At 45.7% G+C, this 16,915-nt stretch carries 9 protein-coding genes; 3 read left to right on the top strand and 6 right to left on the bottom strand.

The features are described 5' to 3' along the window. Positions 1-317: 317 nt before the first annotated feature. Both MLE17_RS17945 and rsmA read right to left on the bottom strand, forming a co-directional pair. A complete protein-coding gene (locus MLE17_RS17945; RefSeq protein ID WP_243350153.1) occupies positions 318-2,021 on the bottom strand; it encodes a DUF349 domain-containing protein in 1,704 nt (567 codons plus the stop codon). Between the two features lie 115 nt (positions 2,022-2,136). After that, positions 2,137-2,913: a 16S rRNA (adenine(1518)-N(6)/adenine(1519)-N(6))-dimethyltransferase RsmA gene (gene rsmA / locus MLE17_RS17940; RefSeq protein WP_243350152.1), complete on the bottom strand. Its 777-nt coding sequence runs from the start codon at positions 2,911-2,913 to the stop codon at positions 2,137-2,139. A gap of 211 nt (positions 2,914-3,124) precedes the next feature. Between rsmA and MLE17_RS17935 the strand changes: the two genes are divergently transcribed. Together MLE17_RS17935 and MLE17_RS17930 are read left to right on the top strand one after the other, a co-directional pair. After that, positions 3,125-4,111: a lysylphosphatidylglycerol synthase transmembrane domain-containing protein gene (locus tag MLE17_RS17935; protein WP_243350151.1), complete on the top strand. Its 987-nt coding sequence runs from the start codon at positions 3,125-3,127 to the stop codon at positions 4,109-4,111. A gap of 46 nt (positions 4,112-4,157) precedes the next feature. Then, positions 4,158-5,615 (top strand): aminoacyl-histidine dipeptidase, encoded by a 1,458-nt coding sequence (locus MLE17_RS17930; protein ID WP_243350150.1) that lies wholly within the window; start codon positions 4,158-4,160, stop codon positions 5,613-5,615. A gap of 278 nt (positions 5,616-5,893) precedes the next feature. On the opposite strand, the gene MLE17_RS17925 is transcribed toward MLE17_RS17930, so the two are convergent. Then, positions 5,894-8,056, bottom strand: coding sequence for an elongation factor G (locus tag MLE17_RS17925; RefSeq protein ID WP_243350149.1), 2,163 nt, complete (start codon positions 8,054-8,056; stop codon positions 5,894-5,896). A gap of 257 nt (positions 8,057-8,313) precedes the next feature. Between MLE17_RS17925 and MLE17_RS17920 the strand changes: the two genes are divergently transcribed. Continuing rightward, positions 8,314-9,360, top strand: a complete 1,047-nt coding sequence (locus tag MLE17_RS17920) for a hypothetical protein (RefSeq protein ID WP_243350148.1) — start codon at positions 8,314-8,316, stop codon at positions 9,358-9,360. 194 nt (positions 9,361-9,554) lie between these two features. On the opposite strand, the gene MLE17_RS17915 is transcribed toward MLE17_RS17920, so the two are convergent. From MLE17_RS17915 to MLE17_RS17905, 3 genes are all read right to left on the bottom strand, one after another. Further along, positions 9,555-11,147 (bottom strand): efflux RND transporter periplasmic adaptor subunit, encoded by a 1,593-nt coding sequence (locus MLE17_RS17915; protein WP_243350147.1) that lies wholly within the window; start codon positions 11,145-11,147, stop codon positions 9,555-9,557. A gap of 463 nt (positions 11,148-11,610) precedes the next feature. Continuing rightward, on the bottom strand, positions 11,611-13,020 hold the full coding sequence (locus MLE17_RS17910) for a TolC family protein (RefSeq protein ID WP_243350146.1): 1,410 nt from the start codon (positions 13,018-13,020) through the stop codon (positions 11,611-11,613). Beyond that, positions 13,001-16,864 (bottom strand): efflux RND transporter permease subunit, encoded by a 3,864-nt coding sequence (locus MLE17_RS17905; protein WP_243350145.1) that lies wholly within the window; start codon positions 16,862-16,864, stop codon positions 13,001-13,003. Before MLE17_RS17905 ends, MLE17_RS17910 begins: the two co-directional genes overlap by 20 nt. Positions 16,865-16,915: the final 51 nt, after the last annotated feature.

The raw sequence follows: 16,915 nt of genomic DNA, 5'->3' as shown, positions 1-16,915 counted from the left end.
TTTCCAAAAGTCTCAAGCAATCTTCGTTGGGCCGCTGCCCTTCCTGTTTAGCGAGTGCAAAAGTAGTCGGTTTATCTATTCGCTCCAAATTATACGACGCCTTTTTTCTGTTAAAGAACATAACCTATTAAGAGACATACTACATAGAAACGACTTTGCATTAAGTCGAATTTGCATAAGGCGCAAAGTGAAAACAATATCGTTCTAGTATTGGTTTACCTGAAAGCACAAAAAGATATGAGATTAACGTTTCTACCATGTGCAAAAAAAATCCGGATAGCAATGCCACCCGGATTTTTCATATTTTCTAAGACACATCACCCTGGAAGGTTTTCGTCTATAATCTCTATTTTCTTAGCAACTACATCTAAATCGTCTTTTAGCTTCTGAATTTTTTTATTCATCTCATTAAGCAAGCTTCCGCCAGATTTAGAAGACGCAGATAAGAATCCGATATTATTCTCATAAGTTTTGAGTTCTCCCTTAATATTTTCATAGGTACGAACCAATCTTTCTCTTTCTTTATAGAGTTTGTTCTGCGAATTATCCTCTTCCGCTATAGTATTGATATTGCTCTTGAATGATTGTAGTCGTAGATTTGACTCTTTCATATTAAACTGAGCAAACAATTTGTCAATTACAGAGTGATATGCATTATAAATTTTATCCTTTTCTTTAAATGGAACATGCCCCAAAGCATTAAACTCATCCATTAAAGCACGAACGAGCTTCACCCCTTCCGTAGCATCAACATCACCATCGATAGCATTAAGCTTTTCAATTATCTCTTTCTTCTTGACCAGGTTTTCATGTTCAACTTCTTTACTTGAGGCAAAATGTTTATTCTTTTGCTCAAAGAAATAGTCACAGGCAGAAATAAACCGCTTCCAAACCGCATCTGAATGTTTTTTAGAAACAGGACCTACGGTTTTCCATTCCTTTTGCAATGCGACCAAAATATCTGCTGATTTTTTCCAATCGTTGCTATCTTTCAATGCTTCAGCCTGCTCGCACAGAGATTTCTTTTTCTCCAGATTAAGAGCCATATCATCTTTCACCTGCTTATAAAATGCAGCTTTAGCATCGAAGAACTTATTACAGGCATGACGGAAACGATCAAACAATTCGCCATTAACCTTTTTAGGGGCAAATCCAATTGTTTTCCACTTTTCCTGGATATCAAGAAGTTCTTTAGTTTTATCTTCCCATTTCACAAATGAATTTAGGCTTTCAAAATCAATCCCCTCTACTGTTTCACATAGAGCTACTTTTTCAGCTTCATTAATCTGCTCTTTCTCACGCAATTCATCAAAATATTGCTGATGACGTTTATTTATGATAGTAGATGCATTTTTGAATCTTTCCCATAGCTCTTCACGGTGCTCTTTAGCAACGGGGCCAATTTCACGCCATTCTTCGTGCAATTTCTGCAGTTGATGGAACGATGATATTATTTCATTATCCTGCGCCAACTTATCAGCAGTCTCGCAAAGTTGAAGTTTATGCTCATAATTCTTTTTAAAATCATAATCCCTCAACTCCTTATTAATCTTCAGTAGCTCGTAAAAATTCTCTACCTGAAGCTGGTAGTTTTTCCACAGATCGTTCAGATTTGTTTGAGGAAGCAGGGTGATTTCTTTGAAGCGTTGTTGCAATTGCTGAAACTCAGGGTAATGCTTACCCACTTCATCAGCTTTCTCACATAACGCTTTAATTTTCTCAATAATACCAAGCTTTTCCTCTAAATTAGCCTCACGCAACCGTTGCTGTTCAGCAGCCAGCGCCGCTTTCTTTTCTCTGAAAGCGTTTAATAATGATTTGAAAATCTCCTCTTTATCATCCGGCTTCTGAATGAATTCATCCTCAACTCCACCCTCTTCAATGAAGCGTTTACGGGATTCTTCTGTCTCCTGCTTTTGTATTTTGTAAAAGCTTTGTTTTAATTCTTCGACAAGGTCTTTAACCTCTTCCACCGGTTGCTCGATTAACTCTTTCAGTTTTTCGATGATTTCCTCTTTCATATTGTTATAGGCATTATTTTCCAGAACACAAATTAAACTAAAAAAAATCTTAACCCATAGCGTTTGGCCGGCTTTTTTTCAGTTCAGCTCCAAAAAAGTTCAATAATCTGCTAATCTATTGATTTTGTTCTATCAATTGTGTCAATTCAATAAACTCATTTACACTCAATTGCTCAGGACGTTTATCAAAAACCGGCAAAGAAAATGCCGGGTTATCTTTATTCATCATTGTTTTCAATGAATTCCTGAGCGTCTTACGACGCTGGTTAAAACCGGTTTTAACGACAGTCTTAAACAACTTCTCATCGCAAGGCAATTCTTTTACTTCATTACGGGTCATCCGGATGACAGCGGACTTAACTTTGGGGGGAGGATCGAAAACATGCTCTGATACGGTAAAAAGATATTCAACTTTGTACCAGGCTTGCATCAACACACTCAAAATGCCGTATGTTTTACTTCCGGGACCAGCGGCCATTCGCTCTGCAACTTCTTTTTGAATCATCCCGGAACAACAAGGAATCAGGTCTTTGTGATCAATGACTTTGAAAAAAATCTGGCTCGAAATGTTATAGGGATAATTGCCTATTATACAAAACGGCTCATGATATAAAGTGTTCAAATCCATCTTCAAGAAATCGGCCTCAACAATTCTTCCGGCTAAAGCAGGAAAATGCTGTTGTAAATAAGGAACGGATTCCCTGTCAATTTCGACAACGGTAAGATTATGGCCTTTATCCAGCAGAAAACGGGTAAGTACCCCCATCCCCGGTCCTACTTCTAATACAGGTAAATTTTTATATTCGCCTAAAGTATCGGCAATTCGTTCTGCGACCGATAAATCCTTTAAGAAATGCTGACCCAGAAACTTTTTTGGTCGGACTTTATTCATTCGTATTGGTTATTTCGACTTCTTTTTAAATTGATTAAAACAAGGAACAAATTGATAGGGGAAAGCGTTTTCGATACATAAGAATTGACAGCTAATTTTCCACAGATTCTCCCTGTTTTTTCCACGTTGTTATCCTTATAAGGCATTAACTTTGCAAAATAACACAAAATATCCTGATTAACGGCATTGGCTAGGTAATTGTTCTATAAAAATGAAACTAATAAAGGTCATTCTTAGAATTACGATTCCATTAGCATTGGGCATTCTGATCTTTTGGTGGGTGTACCGGAAAATGGATTTCGGGCAGATTCTGGATATTATGAGCCAGGGCATTCACTACGAATGGCTCATCATTTCCTGTTTGTTTGAACTACTAGCCCATATTATCAGGGCTATACGCTGGAAGATGTTGATCAATCTGCTGGGAGCTAAGCCTTCAATCAAAACTCTTACCAATTCCGTTTTTATTAATTTCGGAGGAAATCTGGTACTTCCACGGCTAGGGGAAGTTTCCCGTTGCGTTTTTATTTCCCGAAAAGAAAATATTTCTTTTTCAAAGGTATTTGGCACCTTGTTATCTGAACGTATCGTGGACAGTATTCTGGTAATTTTGATGGTTGTTATTGGCTTTTTTACCATGAATGATATCTATATGGATTTTCTGGAAAATCATGTCCACATCCATATTCCCTTTCGAAAGTGGTTTACCTCTCCCGAATTTTACCTTTTAATCGGATTTCTTTACCTGGCTGGATATATTATCTACAAGAAAACGAGACACCCGAGATTGGCACTGAAAATCAGGGTTTTTCTCCATGAATTGGTAATCGGGATCAAAACCTTTACCATTCTACCGCACAAGTGGCGATTTACTTATTTATCGGTAGCCATCTGGATATGCTATTTTATGCAGTTGTATTTATGTTTCTTTGCATTAGATTTTACCAGCCATCTTAACATCCGGATTGCCCTGGCGATGTTTGTGATGGGAAATATTGCCTTTGCGCTTCCCGTACAAGGCGGTATCGGCCCCTGGCACTTCATGGTGATCTCAACGATGATGTTTTATGGAATAGAACAGACTCATGCGGCTGCATTTGCTTTGGTGGCTCATACATTAATGACGCTGATAAATGCTCTGTTTGCGATTTACGCGCTCATATTTTCAGGAACTAAAGATGTAAAAACAAACAACTAATACGGAGTCGCCCGGGCGGCTTCTTTCACATTAAAACCACTTAACAATGAAAGTAAACGAACTTGCGCCACAGCCGCTGTGGTCAATTTTTGAGACTATCTCACACATTCCTCACCCCTCCCATCATTTGGAACAAATCACCTCTTATGTAGTAGATTTCGGTAAAAAACTCGGGCTGGAAACCGTTGTTGATGAAACCGGAAATGTGGTAATAAAGAAACCGGCTACTCCGGGAATGGAAAACCGTAAAAAAGTGGTGCTACAAGCCCATCTGGATATGGTTCCCCAAAAAAATGCAAGCGTCAACCATGACTTTACCAAAGACTCTTTACAATTGATTGTTGAAGGAGACTGGGTGAAAGCCAATAATACAACGCTCGGTTCAGATAACGGAATTGGTGTAGCTTCTATCCTGGCTGTATTGCAGGCAACCAATCTGAAGCATGGTCCAATCGAAGCGCTTCTTACAGCCGATGAAGAGACCGGTATGTATGGCGCTTTTGGCCTGAAACCCGGATTCATTGAAGGAGAGATCCTTATTAATACAGACTCTGAAGAAGAGGGAGAACTCTTTGTGGGTTGTGCCGGCGGAATGGATATGACCGCAACTTTTCAGTATAAAGATGTCTCTGAAATTCCCGAAGGAGATATCGCATTCAAACTAAGCCTGACCGGACTGAAAGGTGGGCACTCGGGTGTCGACATTCATTTGGGGCGCTACAATGCCAACAAGTTGCTTTTCCGTTTTCTGAAGACTGCTGTTGCTGAATATGAAGCACATCTCTCGTGGGTAAGTGGAGGTACGCTACGCAATGCTATACCGCGCGAAGCATTTGCCATTGTAACCATTCCCAATCAATTAAAAGATGAATTTCTGGATTTGGCGGCTGAGTTTGAAGGTATATTTAAAGATGAGAATGGAGCAACCGAACCTAATCTTGCTTTTAAAGCCGAAGAAACCGATTTGCCAAAAACTCTTCTTCCCGAAGAAATCCAGGATGACCTTATCAATGCCATTGTGGGTGTGAGAAACGGAGTTGCACGCATGAATCCCGGTTTGCCCGGAGTTGTTGAAAGTTCTTCGAATCTGGCTATTGTGGAAACAGAATCCGGAAAAACTACTGTAAATATTTTGATTCGCAGTTCACTGGAAACGATGAAAGAAGCATTGGCATCAAGCCTTGAAAGTGTATTCCTGTTGGCTGGGGCAAAGGTCGAATTCAGCGGCGATTATCCGGGATGGGCTCCAAATCCCGACTCCCCTATCCTGAAAACGATGAAATCGGTTTACCTGAACCTGTATGGAAAAGAACCGACTATCAATGTCATCCACGCCGGATTGGAATGCGGTATCATCGGAGCTGTTTATCCGGGCATGGATATGATTTCATTTGGTCCAACGCTTAAGTTTCCACACTCTCCGGACGAAAAAGTGAATATTCCGTCTGTTGAACGATACTGGAATTATCTGGTCGCAGTTCTGGAAAATATTCCCGTAAAATAAAAAATCAGCGTTTCAAAGTGGGAATATGTGTCGCAATTCTGCAGGAGATAATCCCGCCTCGGGAATGAGCCATGCAATTTTGCAGGAGATAATCCCAACCCGGGAACGAGCCCTGCAATTTTGCGAGAGAGCGTCCCGAGACGGGAACGTCTCTTTCAATTCTGCCGCACATCTTCCCGGTACGGGACAAATTCTTGCAGTTTTGTTTATTCCAATCCATTACAATAAAAGAGGCTGCCTCACCCGAGACAGCCTCTTTCACAATATAAAAAAACACATTAGTCTTGCTCTTGCAATTGCAGTTTTTCGTATTCTTTGAGCAGTTTATCCTGAACATCACCCGGAACAAGCTCGTAGGCGGCAAACTTCATACTGAAGGAAGCTCGTCCTCCGGTCAGGGAACTTAATGCTGTCGAGTAGTTTGACATTTCCTTCAACGGAACTTTAGCAATCAGCTTTTCAAAGCCTTTCTCGCTCTGCATTCCCATGATGACAGCACGGCGTCCCTGAAGGTCACTCATTACGTCACCCATCTTTTCGCCCGGCACTAAAACCTCGACATCATAGATAGGTTCCAGAATTTTCGGACCGGCTTCTTTAAAGGCCTGGCTAAAAGCATTCCGACCAGCCAGACGGAAGGAGATCTCATTGGAATCCACCGGGTGCATTTTGCCGTCATATACAATTACGCGGACATCGCGGGCATACGAACCGGTCAAAGGTCCTTGTTCCATTCTATCCATCAGTCCTTTCATGATGGCAGGCATAAAGCGGGCGTCAATTGAACCACCAACAATACTGTTGATGAAGACCAGTTTGCCACCCCAATCCAAATCGACCACCTGCGTATCACGAACTGATATTTTAAATTCCTGACCGTTAAACCGATATACTTCAAGAACCGGTGCGCCTTCGAAGTATGGTTCGATGATCATGTGTACCTCTCCAAACTGGCCGGCACCTCCCGATTGCTTTTTATGACGAAAATCAGAACGGGCAGCTTTCGTGATGGTTTCGCGGTAAGGAATTCGCGGTTCGAGAAACTCAATGTACATTTTATCGTTGTGCTCCAGACGCCATTTCAGGGTTTTCAGGTGAAATTCTCCCTGACCGGAAACGATAATCTGTTTAAGCTCTTTGGAATGCTCGATAACCCAAGTCGGGTCTTCTTCGTGCATACGGGTGAGCAATTCGCTGAGTTTCTCGGCATCAGCTTCATTGACCGGCTTGATGGCCCGGCGATATTTGGGTTCCGGATATTTAATGAAGTCGAACCTGTAATCACAACCTTTATCGTTCAAGGTATTTCCCGTGCGGGTATCTTTTAGTTTCACTGCAACACCGATATCACCGGCTACCAACTCTTCTATTTTCGTACGGATTTGCCCGGCCACACAGAATATCTGTGCCATACGCTCTTTAGAACCCCGGTTAGCATTTACTAAATCGACTCCTTCGTGGATTTTACCGGACATCACTTTGAAGTAAGTAACCTCACCGATGTGTGGCTCGATGGTGGTCTTAAATACATAAAGGCTGGTGGGGCCATTCACATCGGGAGAAATATCTTCGCCGTCAGTGGTTACCACGTGTGGCATTTCGCTTACGAATGCACACACATTTCCCAGGAACTCCATCAGACGGCGCACACCCATATCCCGGCCGGCACAGACGCAAAATACAGGAAACATGCTGCGGGTCAATAATCCTTTATGAATACCTTCTCGCATCTCATCTTCGCTCAGCGTACCCTGTTCGAAAAATTTCTCCATCAGTGTTTCATCGTTCTCGGCGGCTGCCTCGACCAGTTTCTGGTGTAAATCTTCTGCTTTATCTTTTTCCGAATCGGGGATTTCGAGGATATCGGGTGCTCCCCCTTCGGGCTTCCATTGATACATCTTCATTTTCAACACGTCCACCACGGCATTAAACTGCGGCCCGCAAACAATTGGATACTGAATCTTAACGACTTTGCTGCCGTAATTTTCCTTTAGCTGTTCGACCACATTGTCGAAATCAGCCTTTTCACCATCCAACTGATTGGTTACGAAAATGGTGGGTTTACCCAGTTTTTCCGTAATGCGAAACATGTTTTGAGTTCCGACTTCCACACCATACTGCGTATTGATGAGCAACAGCGCTGTATCGGTAACATTCAACGCGGTATAAGCGCCGCCTACAAAATCATCCGAACCCGGACAATCCACAAAGTTCAGCTTCTTCCCGTTCCACTCTACATGGAAAACCGTCGGAAAGACACTATAGCCGTATTCCTGCTCTACAGGAAAATAATCACAAACGGTATTATGTGCATCCACACTACCGCGACGTTTTATAATACCACCCTCGTAGAGCATAGCCTCAGCGAGTGTGGTTTTTCCCGAGCCTGAACTTCCCAACAATGAGATGTTCTTAATTTCATGTGATTGATAAACTTTCATGGCCAATCGTATTAGTTGGTTAATGAATTAAGAAAGGAAATGCACTCGCAAATTATGTTTTTTTATCAAGTACACCAACAAATTGCCACTGTTAGACAACATGATTAACAGACTATGTTTACAGGGTATATTCTTTAGCGTGAAAAGAGGTTACATTCTGATGAATGCTTTGTGAATAGCTGAAAATATCGGAATAACCCATTCGCATTTCGGTGATTAATGCTTATTTTTACCTCAACATTATATGACAAAGAATTATGAGCCTGACTGTTAATCTGATACCCATCATAGAAAAAGGGTGGTACAACTACAACCCCAAACGCCATATCCGCAAAATCGAGGATTTAAGCGTCAATGTCTCTACCAATAAGGTTTTTAAAATCACTTTCAAAGACAAGACCTTTGTCTTTGCCAAGGTTTCCAACTTTGGGAAGTTTGAGAATTTCAAGGAAGACCACCAGATTATTAATGTATTGGCAAATAATCTGGAGCGGCCTTACGACCATTTCCTGTCCAGTTCGCTGATGAAAGGCGACCAGCTCTACCTCTACCGGCATGAAGATGAATACATTGACGTGTGGATGGTATTTTACCGCGCGGTGAGGGTGAAAAACACGTTACCCAAACGATTGACTGACGAGCAGGTGCGCATTTTGGGAAAAGAGGTGGCCAAGTTTCACAAGATTTGCGACGAGATGACGCCGGTTTTGCCTCAATCTTCCAAAACGTTGATAAAAGACATCAACCACCTGTTGCGCCGTTTGGAAAAAACAGACAGCATGCTCCGGTTTATGGGCTATAACGACCTGATTCGTGAGCATTGTCATATTTTCCTAAAAAATGCCGAGACTCTCGGATATAAAGACTTTATCAAAATCCCTGTGTTTGTGGACTGGAATATCGGAAACTTTTCGGTGCGCGACAACAATACGCTCTTTTCGCGCTGGGATTATGACTGGTTTCGGATGAGTTCGCGGGTGCTTGACTTTTATTCGTTTAGCCGGGTTTGTTCAGATATTGGCGACAAGACCGATTTTTCTTACACATTTTCCCAACTGAATGAGCCTCGTTTCCTTGAATTCCTCAAAGAATATCACAAGGTGTTCCCATTGACCCGAAATGAAGTTCTATTTATGAAGGAAGCTTACCGTTTCTTTATCCTCAACTATGTCATCAGCAACGGGCGCTTCTTTTTTACGGACGCATATGCTCAGAAGCTGCAAAAAGAGGCCTATCAATTGCATTTGCCCAATCTGGATAGCGGATTCAATGCCGATTTGATTCTGGATGCGTTGGGACTCTGATTGGTTTACTGCTTAAACTAACGTTAGTTTACCGGCGAAATCCGCACGAGTTTACATGTGAAACTAACCCGTGTTTTCCATCCGAACCAATATTACAACATAGCGCTACCCACTACCGGGCGATAGTGAGTGACGCTATAATATTTTTGAGGGTATCGCTATAACGTTATATTGACCCCTTATCCCGCACGAGGTTATTTACGGTACTTGCAACATCCCGGCAGATTGTTATAGGTCTTATTATCAGCCTTGAATTTGTCGGTGTCGTGACCCACTTTGGCAATGGCCTTCTGAATGGACTCAACATTCGTTTTGTTGCTGTCGAAATTCACATGAATCTTTCTGGTCTTCATATCCCAGACGGCAGAGGTGACTCCTTTGACCGATTTTGCAGCTTTTTCAATACGCTCTTTGCAGGTTTCACAATTTCCATACACCGTAAACAGGGCATGTTGCGCCATTTGCATATCTTCATGACCGGCATGTTTGTCCGCCGTTTTCGCTTGTCGCATACTGCCGTGTACATGTCCGGTTGATGTATTGCCTGCCTTTTCATTCATCATGCTGGGTTTCCCTTCGAGCTGCGCTGCGGCATCCACATTGAAAGTGCCCTGGGTGACGATTTCCTCGCCTTCCTCCAATCCCGAAACCACGATGTAGCTGTTGCCGAGGCGTGGGCCAATCTCAATCTCGCGGGTCTTGAAGGCCGGTTGTGCAGCATCTTTCTGTTTGACGAAAACGATGGAGCGTTTGCCGGTCCACAATACAGCCGAGGAGGGAATGACCAGTTTGTCCTGATAACGGTCAAGATTGGCGCTCACTATACCTGTGGCAAACATTTCGGGCTTGAGCTTACCGCCCGGATTGGGAACTTCGACACGAATCTTCGCCACGCGGGTATTCGGGTCAATGACCGGGTCGATAAAGGATATGCGTCCGGAAAAACGGGTTTCAGGCATGGCCTGTATGGTGAAGTCAATCTTGTCTCCTTTTTTGATAAAAGGCAAATCACTCTCGTAGGCATCAAACAAAACCCACACATGCGACAGGTTGGCCACGTCGTAGAGCACACCGCCCTGCGAAATGTAATCGCCGTTGTTTACCCGCTTGGCCGTGACAATGCCGGACGAATTAGCCACAATAGCCACGCTCTCCTTCACCCGGCCGCTGCGTTCCACTGCCGAAATCTGCCCATCGGTAAGCTTCCACTGGTGAAGCTTTTCGCGTGCAGCCTGATAGATTTCGGGCTGGGATTGCTTGCTTTTGGCCGCTTCGAGCAGTTCCTGCTGGGCCGTGATGAGTTCGGGCGAATAGACTTGTGCCAGCACTTGCCCTTTACTGATATTCTCGCCGGTATAATTGACCGTCAATCGCTCGATACGACCGGAGATGTGCGCTACCTGACTTTGTTGCAGGCGTTCGTCGGGCTGTACCTTGCCGTAAAGGCGAACCTCTTTCACCGGCTTTTGGCGGGAGACGACAGAGGTGGCGATATCGGCCAGTTCGGCTGCATCTTTGGTCAACTGCACAGCATCGGCATCGACCGGCGTACTGTTGTCATTCAGGGGAATGAGATCCATTCCGCAGATGGGGCATTTGCCCGGGTGGTCCAGGCGTATCTGGGGGTGCATGGAGCAGGTCCAGATGGTTTTCTTCTTTTCTGTTTTGGAAATGCCCGGTGAGGCATGATCATGAGAAGGAGAGTGGAAGAATAACCATCCCAGGAATAATCCGCCGAGCGCAAAGAGGGCGTATCGGAGGTTTTTATTGGCAAATATCTTTTTCATATCTTGTAAATTGAGTTTAAACTAAAGGTTGGTCAAATAACCAACAACGGCTTTTTATGTCATCCCGCACTTGATGCGGGATCTCTTAACCGAAGAAGAATGTGTAATGCAATCTTTCCTCATTGTTCCAATCGCCTGCCGCGGGCCTTACTTTTTGGCGCAAAAAGTAAGCAAAAACATAGTCCAAAAGAACAACTGGATTTACAATTTAGTCATTTACAATTTACGATTGAGAATCCGGAGCATTCTTAAATTGTAAATGGTAAATTTTTCAATTGTAAATAATGAGGTCTTCTCGCTCAGACAGCTTTTGGGCAGTCTGGAATTTGTGTTTGTCCCTTCGGGGCGGGTATGGAAGCTTTAACTGCTTAAGCTTTCGCAAGCGAACAGCGGCTTAATGCCGCTTGTCGCGTTTTGATGACAGTAAACCTAACAGGTTTCAAAAACCTGTTAGGTTTGGCTTCTATTCACCACATGAAACCAGCCGCTTAATCCACGCTACAGCAGTATTGTAGTCGGCAATGGCTTCTATCTGTTTCTGCTCGTAGTCGAGCTGTTGCCGGCGAATGCTCAGCAGTTCAGTCAGTCCGGCGCCGGATGCAGAGAAGCTCTTGATGGTAATATCGAGCGACTTCTGAGCCAACGCGGTCTGATTAGCATAAAGTTTTATTCGCCGGGCAGCATCCTGATAAAGTTGCATCGCTTCGTAGTATTCGGCATTTAGCGCATTAGCAGTTGCCTGATATCCCTGCTGTGAAGCGGTTTTCATCAGTTCGGCTTCGTTCTGCATCGCTTTATACTTCTTGCGGTAAATGGGTAGCGTAACCGTCACCATCGGCATCACCATATCCTTGCCGTTCATTTCGGAGGTGGACATCGGATTCTTGTTAATGAGCGAATAGTTGAGCCCAACACCGACCATCGGATAGCCCATCTTCGTCACCATCTTCTTGCGGGCTTCAGCCGATTGCTGTTCGTAGAGAAGCATCCCCAGCATAGGATTTCCCGAAAACAATGAGTCCGATAATGTCTTAGGTAAAATGTCTGATGAATCAACCACCAGCTTATCCGGCGTGATGACACCGGTAGTTACTGGCCGGTTGAGATAGCTGTTGAAGCGGGCCACGATGGTCTGCTCCTGACTATGCAGCAGGGCAAGGCTGTTTTCCAGTTCGCCCCGTTCCATCTGGATGCGGTAAATATCCGCCAATCCCGAACCTGAAGCTGAACTGCCCATTCCTCCACCGCCCATCGGAGGCGTTGAAGGTGATACCGCGGAAGAGTTTCCTCCGCCCCCCATGCTATTCATACCCGAATTTCCTCCTGATGAATTGCCGGATGCGGCAGCCGGAGATGCAGATGAACTACCGGCGCTTGCCTTCCCGATGGAAGCCACGCGGAACTTCACCAACGAAATCCGCTCTACCGTTTTCAATAACTCGATATTCTTCTCCGTAATGCGGATGTTCTGCTTCACTTTCTGCAACTCATACCACGTGCGTTGCACATTGTAAAAGGTTTGCAGTTTGGCATCGCGGAAAGACTCGAACTTCGCTTTGGCCATCAGGCTCATTTCATCTTTAGCATTCTTCAGCACCCCAAACCACGGAAACATCTGCATCAGCTTGATGTCCGCGACCTGATTACCGCCAATCAACTCCATCGGCGAAAGAAACACACCGACGTTCAGTTCCGGATCGGGCAGGCTGCCCACTTGGAGTACCTTTTGCAACGCGGCTTTGTATTCGGTGAACTTCTGCAACACTGCCGGATTATTCTTAGCCGCCATACTTAGGTATAGCGATAACGAGTCTTGTCCGTAAGCCGAAATGCAGAAGAACATGACTATCAGATTAAGCATCCACTTCTTCATTTCCTTCATTTTTTAATTCATTCATTCCCTTCATTTTCTTCACCGCGCCTTCCCGCCACATCGCCTGAAAGATAGGTACTACGAAAATAGTCATCACCTGGATAATCATTCCTCCGAATGTCGGTATCGCCATCGGCACCATGATATCGGCGCCTTTTCCCGTAGAGGTGAGTACAGGCAACAGGGCAATAACCGCCACCGCCGTAGTCATCATAGCCGGACGAACACGCTTCTTTCCGGCTGCAACGACGGCTTCACGCACATCGTGTACCGTATCCGGATGCCGCGCTTCAAATACCTGGTGGATGTAGGTTCCCATGATTACGCCGTCGTTGGTCGCGATACCAAACAGGGCGATGAATCCTACCCAGACCGCCACGCTCAGGTTAATTGGGTGCATCTGGAACATATCCCGCAGGTTGATGCCCGCCACGGAGAAGTTCATAAACCAATCCTGCCCGTAGAGCCACAGCATCAGAAAGCCTCCGGCAAATGCCACGAAGACGCCCGAGAAGTGGATGCACGATGCAGTCACCGTCCGGAACTGGAAGTAGAGCAGCAGGAAAATCAGCACCAGACTGATAGGTATCACTATCGAAAGCCGTTTGGTAGCCCGGATTTCCTGCTCGTAGTTTCCGGCAAACTTGTAGTTCACGCCGGGCGGCAGTTTCAATTCACCCGAGTCAATCTTCTTCTGTAAAATCTTATCACCTTCATTGACCACATCCACCTCGGCTTTTCCTTCCGTCTTATCGAAAATAACATAACCGACGAGGAAGGTATTTTCACTACGAATCATCTGTGCACCGCGTGTATATTGAATATCGGCCACTTCGCTCAACGGTATTTGTGCTCCGTTCATCGCCGGGATGAGGATATTCTTCAAATCCTCGGGGTTGTCGCGCAACTCTCGGGCATAACGTACCCGCATCGGGAAGCGTTCGCGTCCCTCCACCGAACTACTCAGCGTCATGCCGCCTACAGCCACTTGCAGGATTTCCTGCACATCGCTCACGGTAAGTCCGTATCGGGCCATCGCTTCACGGTTGAGCTTGATTTCGAGGTATGGAGCACCTACTGCCCGGTCATAGAAGACTGAAGACGCTTTGACTGACGGTACCTGCTTCAGCGCCTGTTCGAATTGCAATCCGGCCTTCTCGATAGATGCCAGGTCAGGCCCGTACACCTTGAGCCCCATAGGCGCACGCATACCGGTGGAAAGCATTACCAAGCGGGTCTCGATGGGTTGCAGTTTGGGTGCAGAGGTCAGACCGGGAATATTGGTCACTTTCACAATCTCGTTCCAGATGTCGAGCGGCTTTTTAATTTGTGGCCGCCACTGACGGAAGTATTCACCGCCATCATCGGGAATCAGGCTATCAGCCGGAATAGCCCGGAATGCCTCTTTCTCCGGATTGTATTTTGTTCCGTTTTTCAGGACAAAGCTTTCCTCTTTATCCACTTTGAAGCGCATCCGGTGGCCGTTTTCATCCAGAATATATTCGGAGCGATAGTTGATGGTGTTTTCAAACATCTGTACCGGCGCAGGGTCAAGGGCTGAATTGACGCGGCCCCATTTACCTACCGCCATTTCCACCTCGGGAATTGACGACAGCCGTTTATCCAGCAACTTGATATATTCGAGGTTTTTCTGAATGCCGGAGTGAGGCATACTGGTAGGCATGAGCAGGAACGAACCTTCGTTGAGCGACGGCATAAACTCCTTACCCGTACCGGGGAATTTCTCAGTAACGCCTTTCCATAAGGAGGTTTGTCGGAATGTGCTCCAGCCCGCCTTCTCCATGCCCGTAGCCATGAAGCCAAACATGCGGTCAAAGCCCTGCCAGATTAATACACCAAACAGCAGCGTAACAATCGGCAATGCCAGAAATTTCCATTTGTTAGTCAATCCCCAGCGCAGGATATTTTCATAATAATGCACCATCGACATCAGTCCGGCCAGAATGACCGCCACGATGCCACCCACGAAGAGGTAGTTGGCCAGCGTGCTGTTGTGAGCCCCCAACGGTAGCCATTCCACCGCTAAATAATAGATAGCGACGAGCACCGTAATGGCAATATTGATATAAGTCGGATACTCCTTGCGGGCTTCGTCCCAGCGACCGACCAGCAGGTTATTGACTCCGATGCCAATCAGCGCCACAGCCACCACCGAGTGCCAGAAAATCAGCGCCAGAACGCCTGTGCCAATCACTACCCAGTTGCATATCTTGCGGATCTTCTTCGTATCGATGCGGAAATTAAAGAAGATATGTACCAATGTCGGCAGCACCACGATACCGAGGATAAATGCCGAGAGCAGGGCGAAGGTTTTGGTAAATGCCAGCGGATGGAAGAGTTTTCCTTCGGCTGATTCCATCGCAAATACTGGCAGGAAGCTGACGATAGTGGTCGCAATGGAGGTCACCACAGCCGCCCTGACTTCAGTCGTTGCCTGATAAATAACGGACAAGAGCTGTTTGCCGCGAATACCTTTGTTCTCAGGCATTTCGAGGTGCCGGAGAATATTCTCGACATCCACGATACCGATGTCCACCATCACCCCGATAGCGATGGCGATACCTGACAGCGCCACGATATTGGCATCCACACCAAAGAAATGCATCAGAATAAAGGTCATCAGAACGCCGATGGGCAGCAGTCCGGCCACAATCATCGAAGCCCGGAGGTTGAGCACCAGCACGATGATGACGATGATACTAATCAGGATTTCGTGCGAAAGAGCCGATTCGAGCGTACCGATAGTCTCCTTAATCAGCCCCGTCCGGTCGTAAAAGGGAACGATGGTCACTTTGGAAATGGAACCGTCTGCCAGCTTCTTTTGTGGTAATCCGGCCTCTATCTCTTTGATTTTGTCCTTGACGTTATTAATCACCTCCATCGGATTGGAACCGTAGCGAGCTACCACCACGGCACCCACAGCTTCAGCGCCACCCTTGTCCAGCCCACCGCGACGGGTAGCCGGACCGAATGTCGTATGTCCCACATCGCGGATGCGGACGGGCACATTGTTACGCACCGTCACCACGGCATTTTCCAAATCTTCCGGATTCTTAATATAACCCAGTCCGCGGATGATGTACTCCACGCTGTTGAGCTCGATAGTCTCGGCTCCAATGTCAAGGTTACTCTTGCGCACGGCATTCATCACATCCATCACCGATACGCCATAAGACTTCATCGCCTCTGGATTGATGTCCACCTGATACTCCTTGACAAATCCACCCACGGCGGCCACTTCAGAGACCCCTTCGGCAGCTGACAAGCTGTATTTGACATAGAAGTCCTGTACTGTGCGCAGCTCCTGCGGACTCCATCCGCCGTTGGGTTTGCCGGTCTTCGGATCGCGCCCTTCGAGCGTGTACCAGAAGATTTGGCCGAGCGCTGTAGCATCAGGCCCCAGTGTAGGAGTTACTCCGGCAGGAAGGGTTCCGGCAGGCAGCGAGTTGAGCTTTTCCAGTATGCGCGAACGGCTCCAGTAAAACTCCACATTGTCTTTGAAAATAACATAGATAAATGACATGCCAAACATGGAGGTACTGCGCACGGTTTTGACACCGGGAATACCCAGCAATGCGGTAGTCAGCGGATAAGTCACCTGGTCCTGAATGTCTTTGGGTGAACGTCCCATCCATTCGGTGGCAACAATCTGCTGGTTGTCGCCAATGTCGGGTATAGCATCCACCGGAATTGGATTGCGGGGAATAATTCCCGTCTTCCAGTTGAACGGTGCATAAACGATTCCCAACAGAATAAAGGCAATCAGGAAGATAAAGGTGACTAGCCGGTTTTCGAGAAAATATTTTACTAATCGGTTGAACATCGATTTGAGTTTTTAGGGGGTAACAAAACCTGACAGGTCTTCGAGACCTGT

This window comes from Parabacteroides sp. FAFU027, from assembly GCF_022808675.1.
Lineage (GTDB): Bacteria > Bacteroidota > Bacteroidia > Bacteroidales > UBA7332 > CAXXIC01.
The sequence above is the reverse complement of the archived record's forward strand: the minus strand, read 5'-3'. Positions and strand labels throughout refer to the sequence as shown.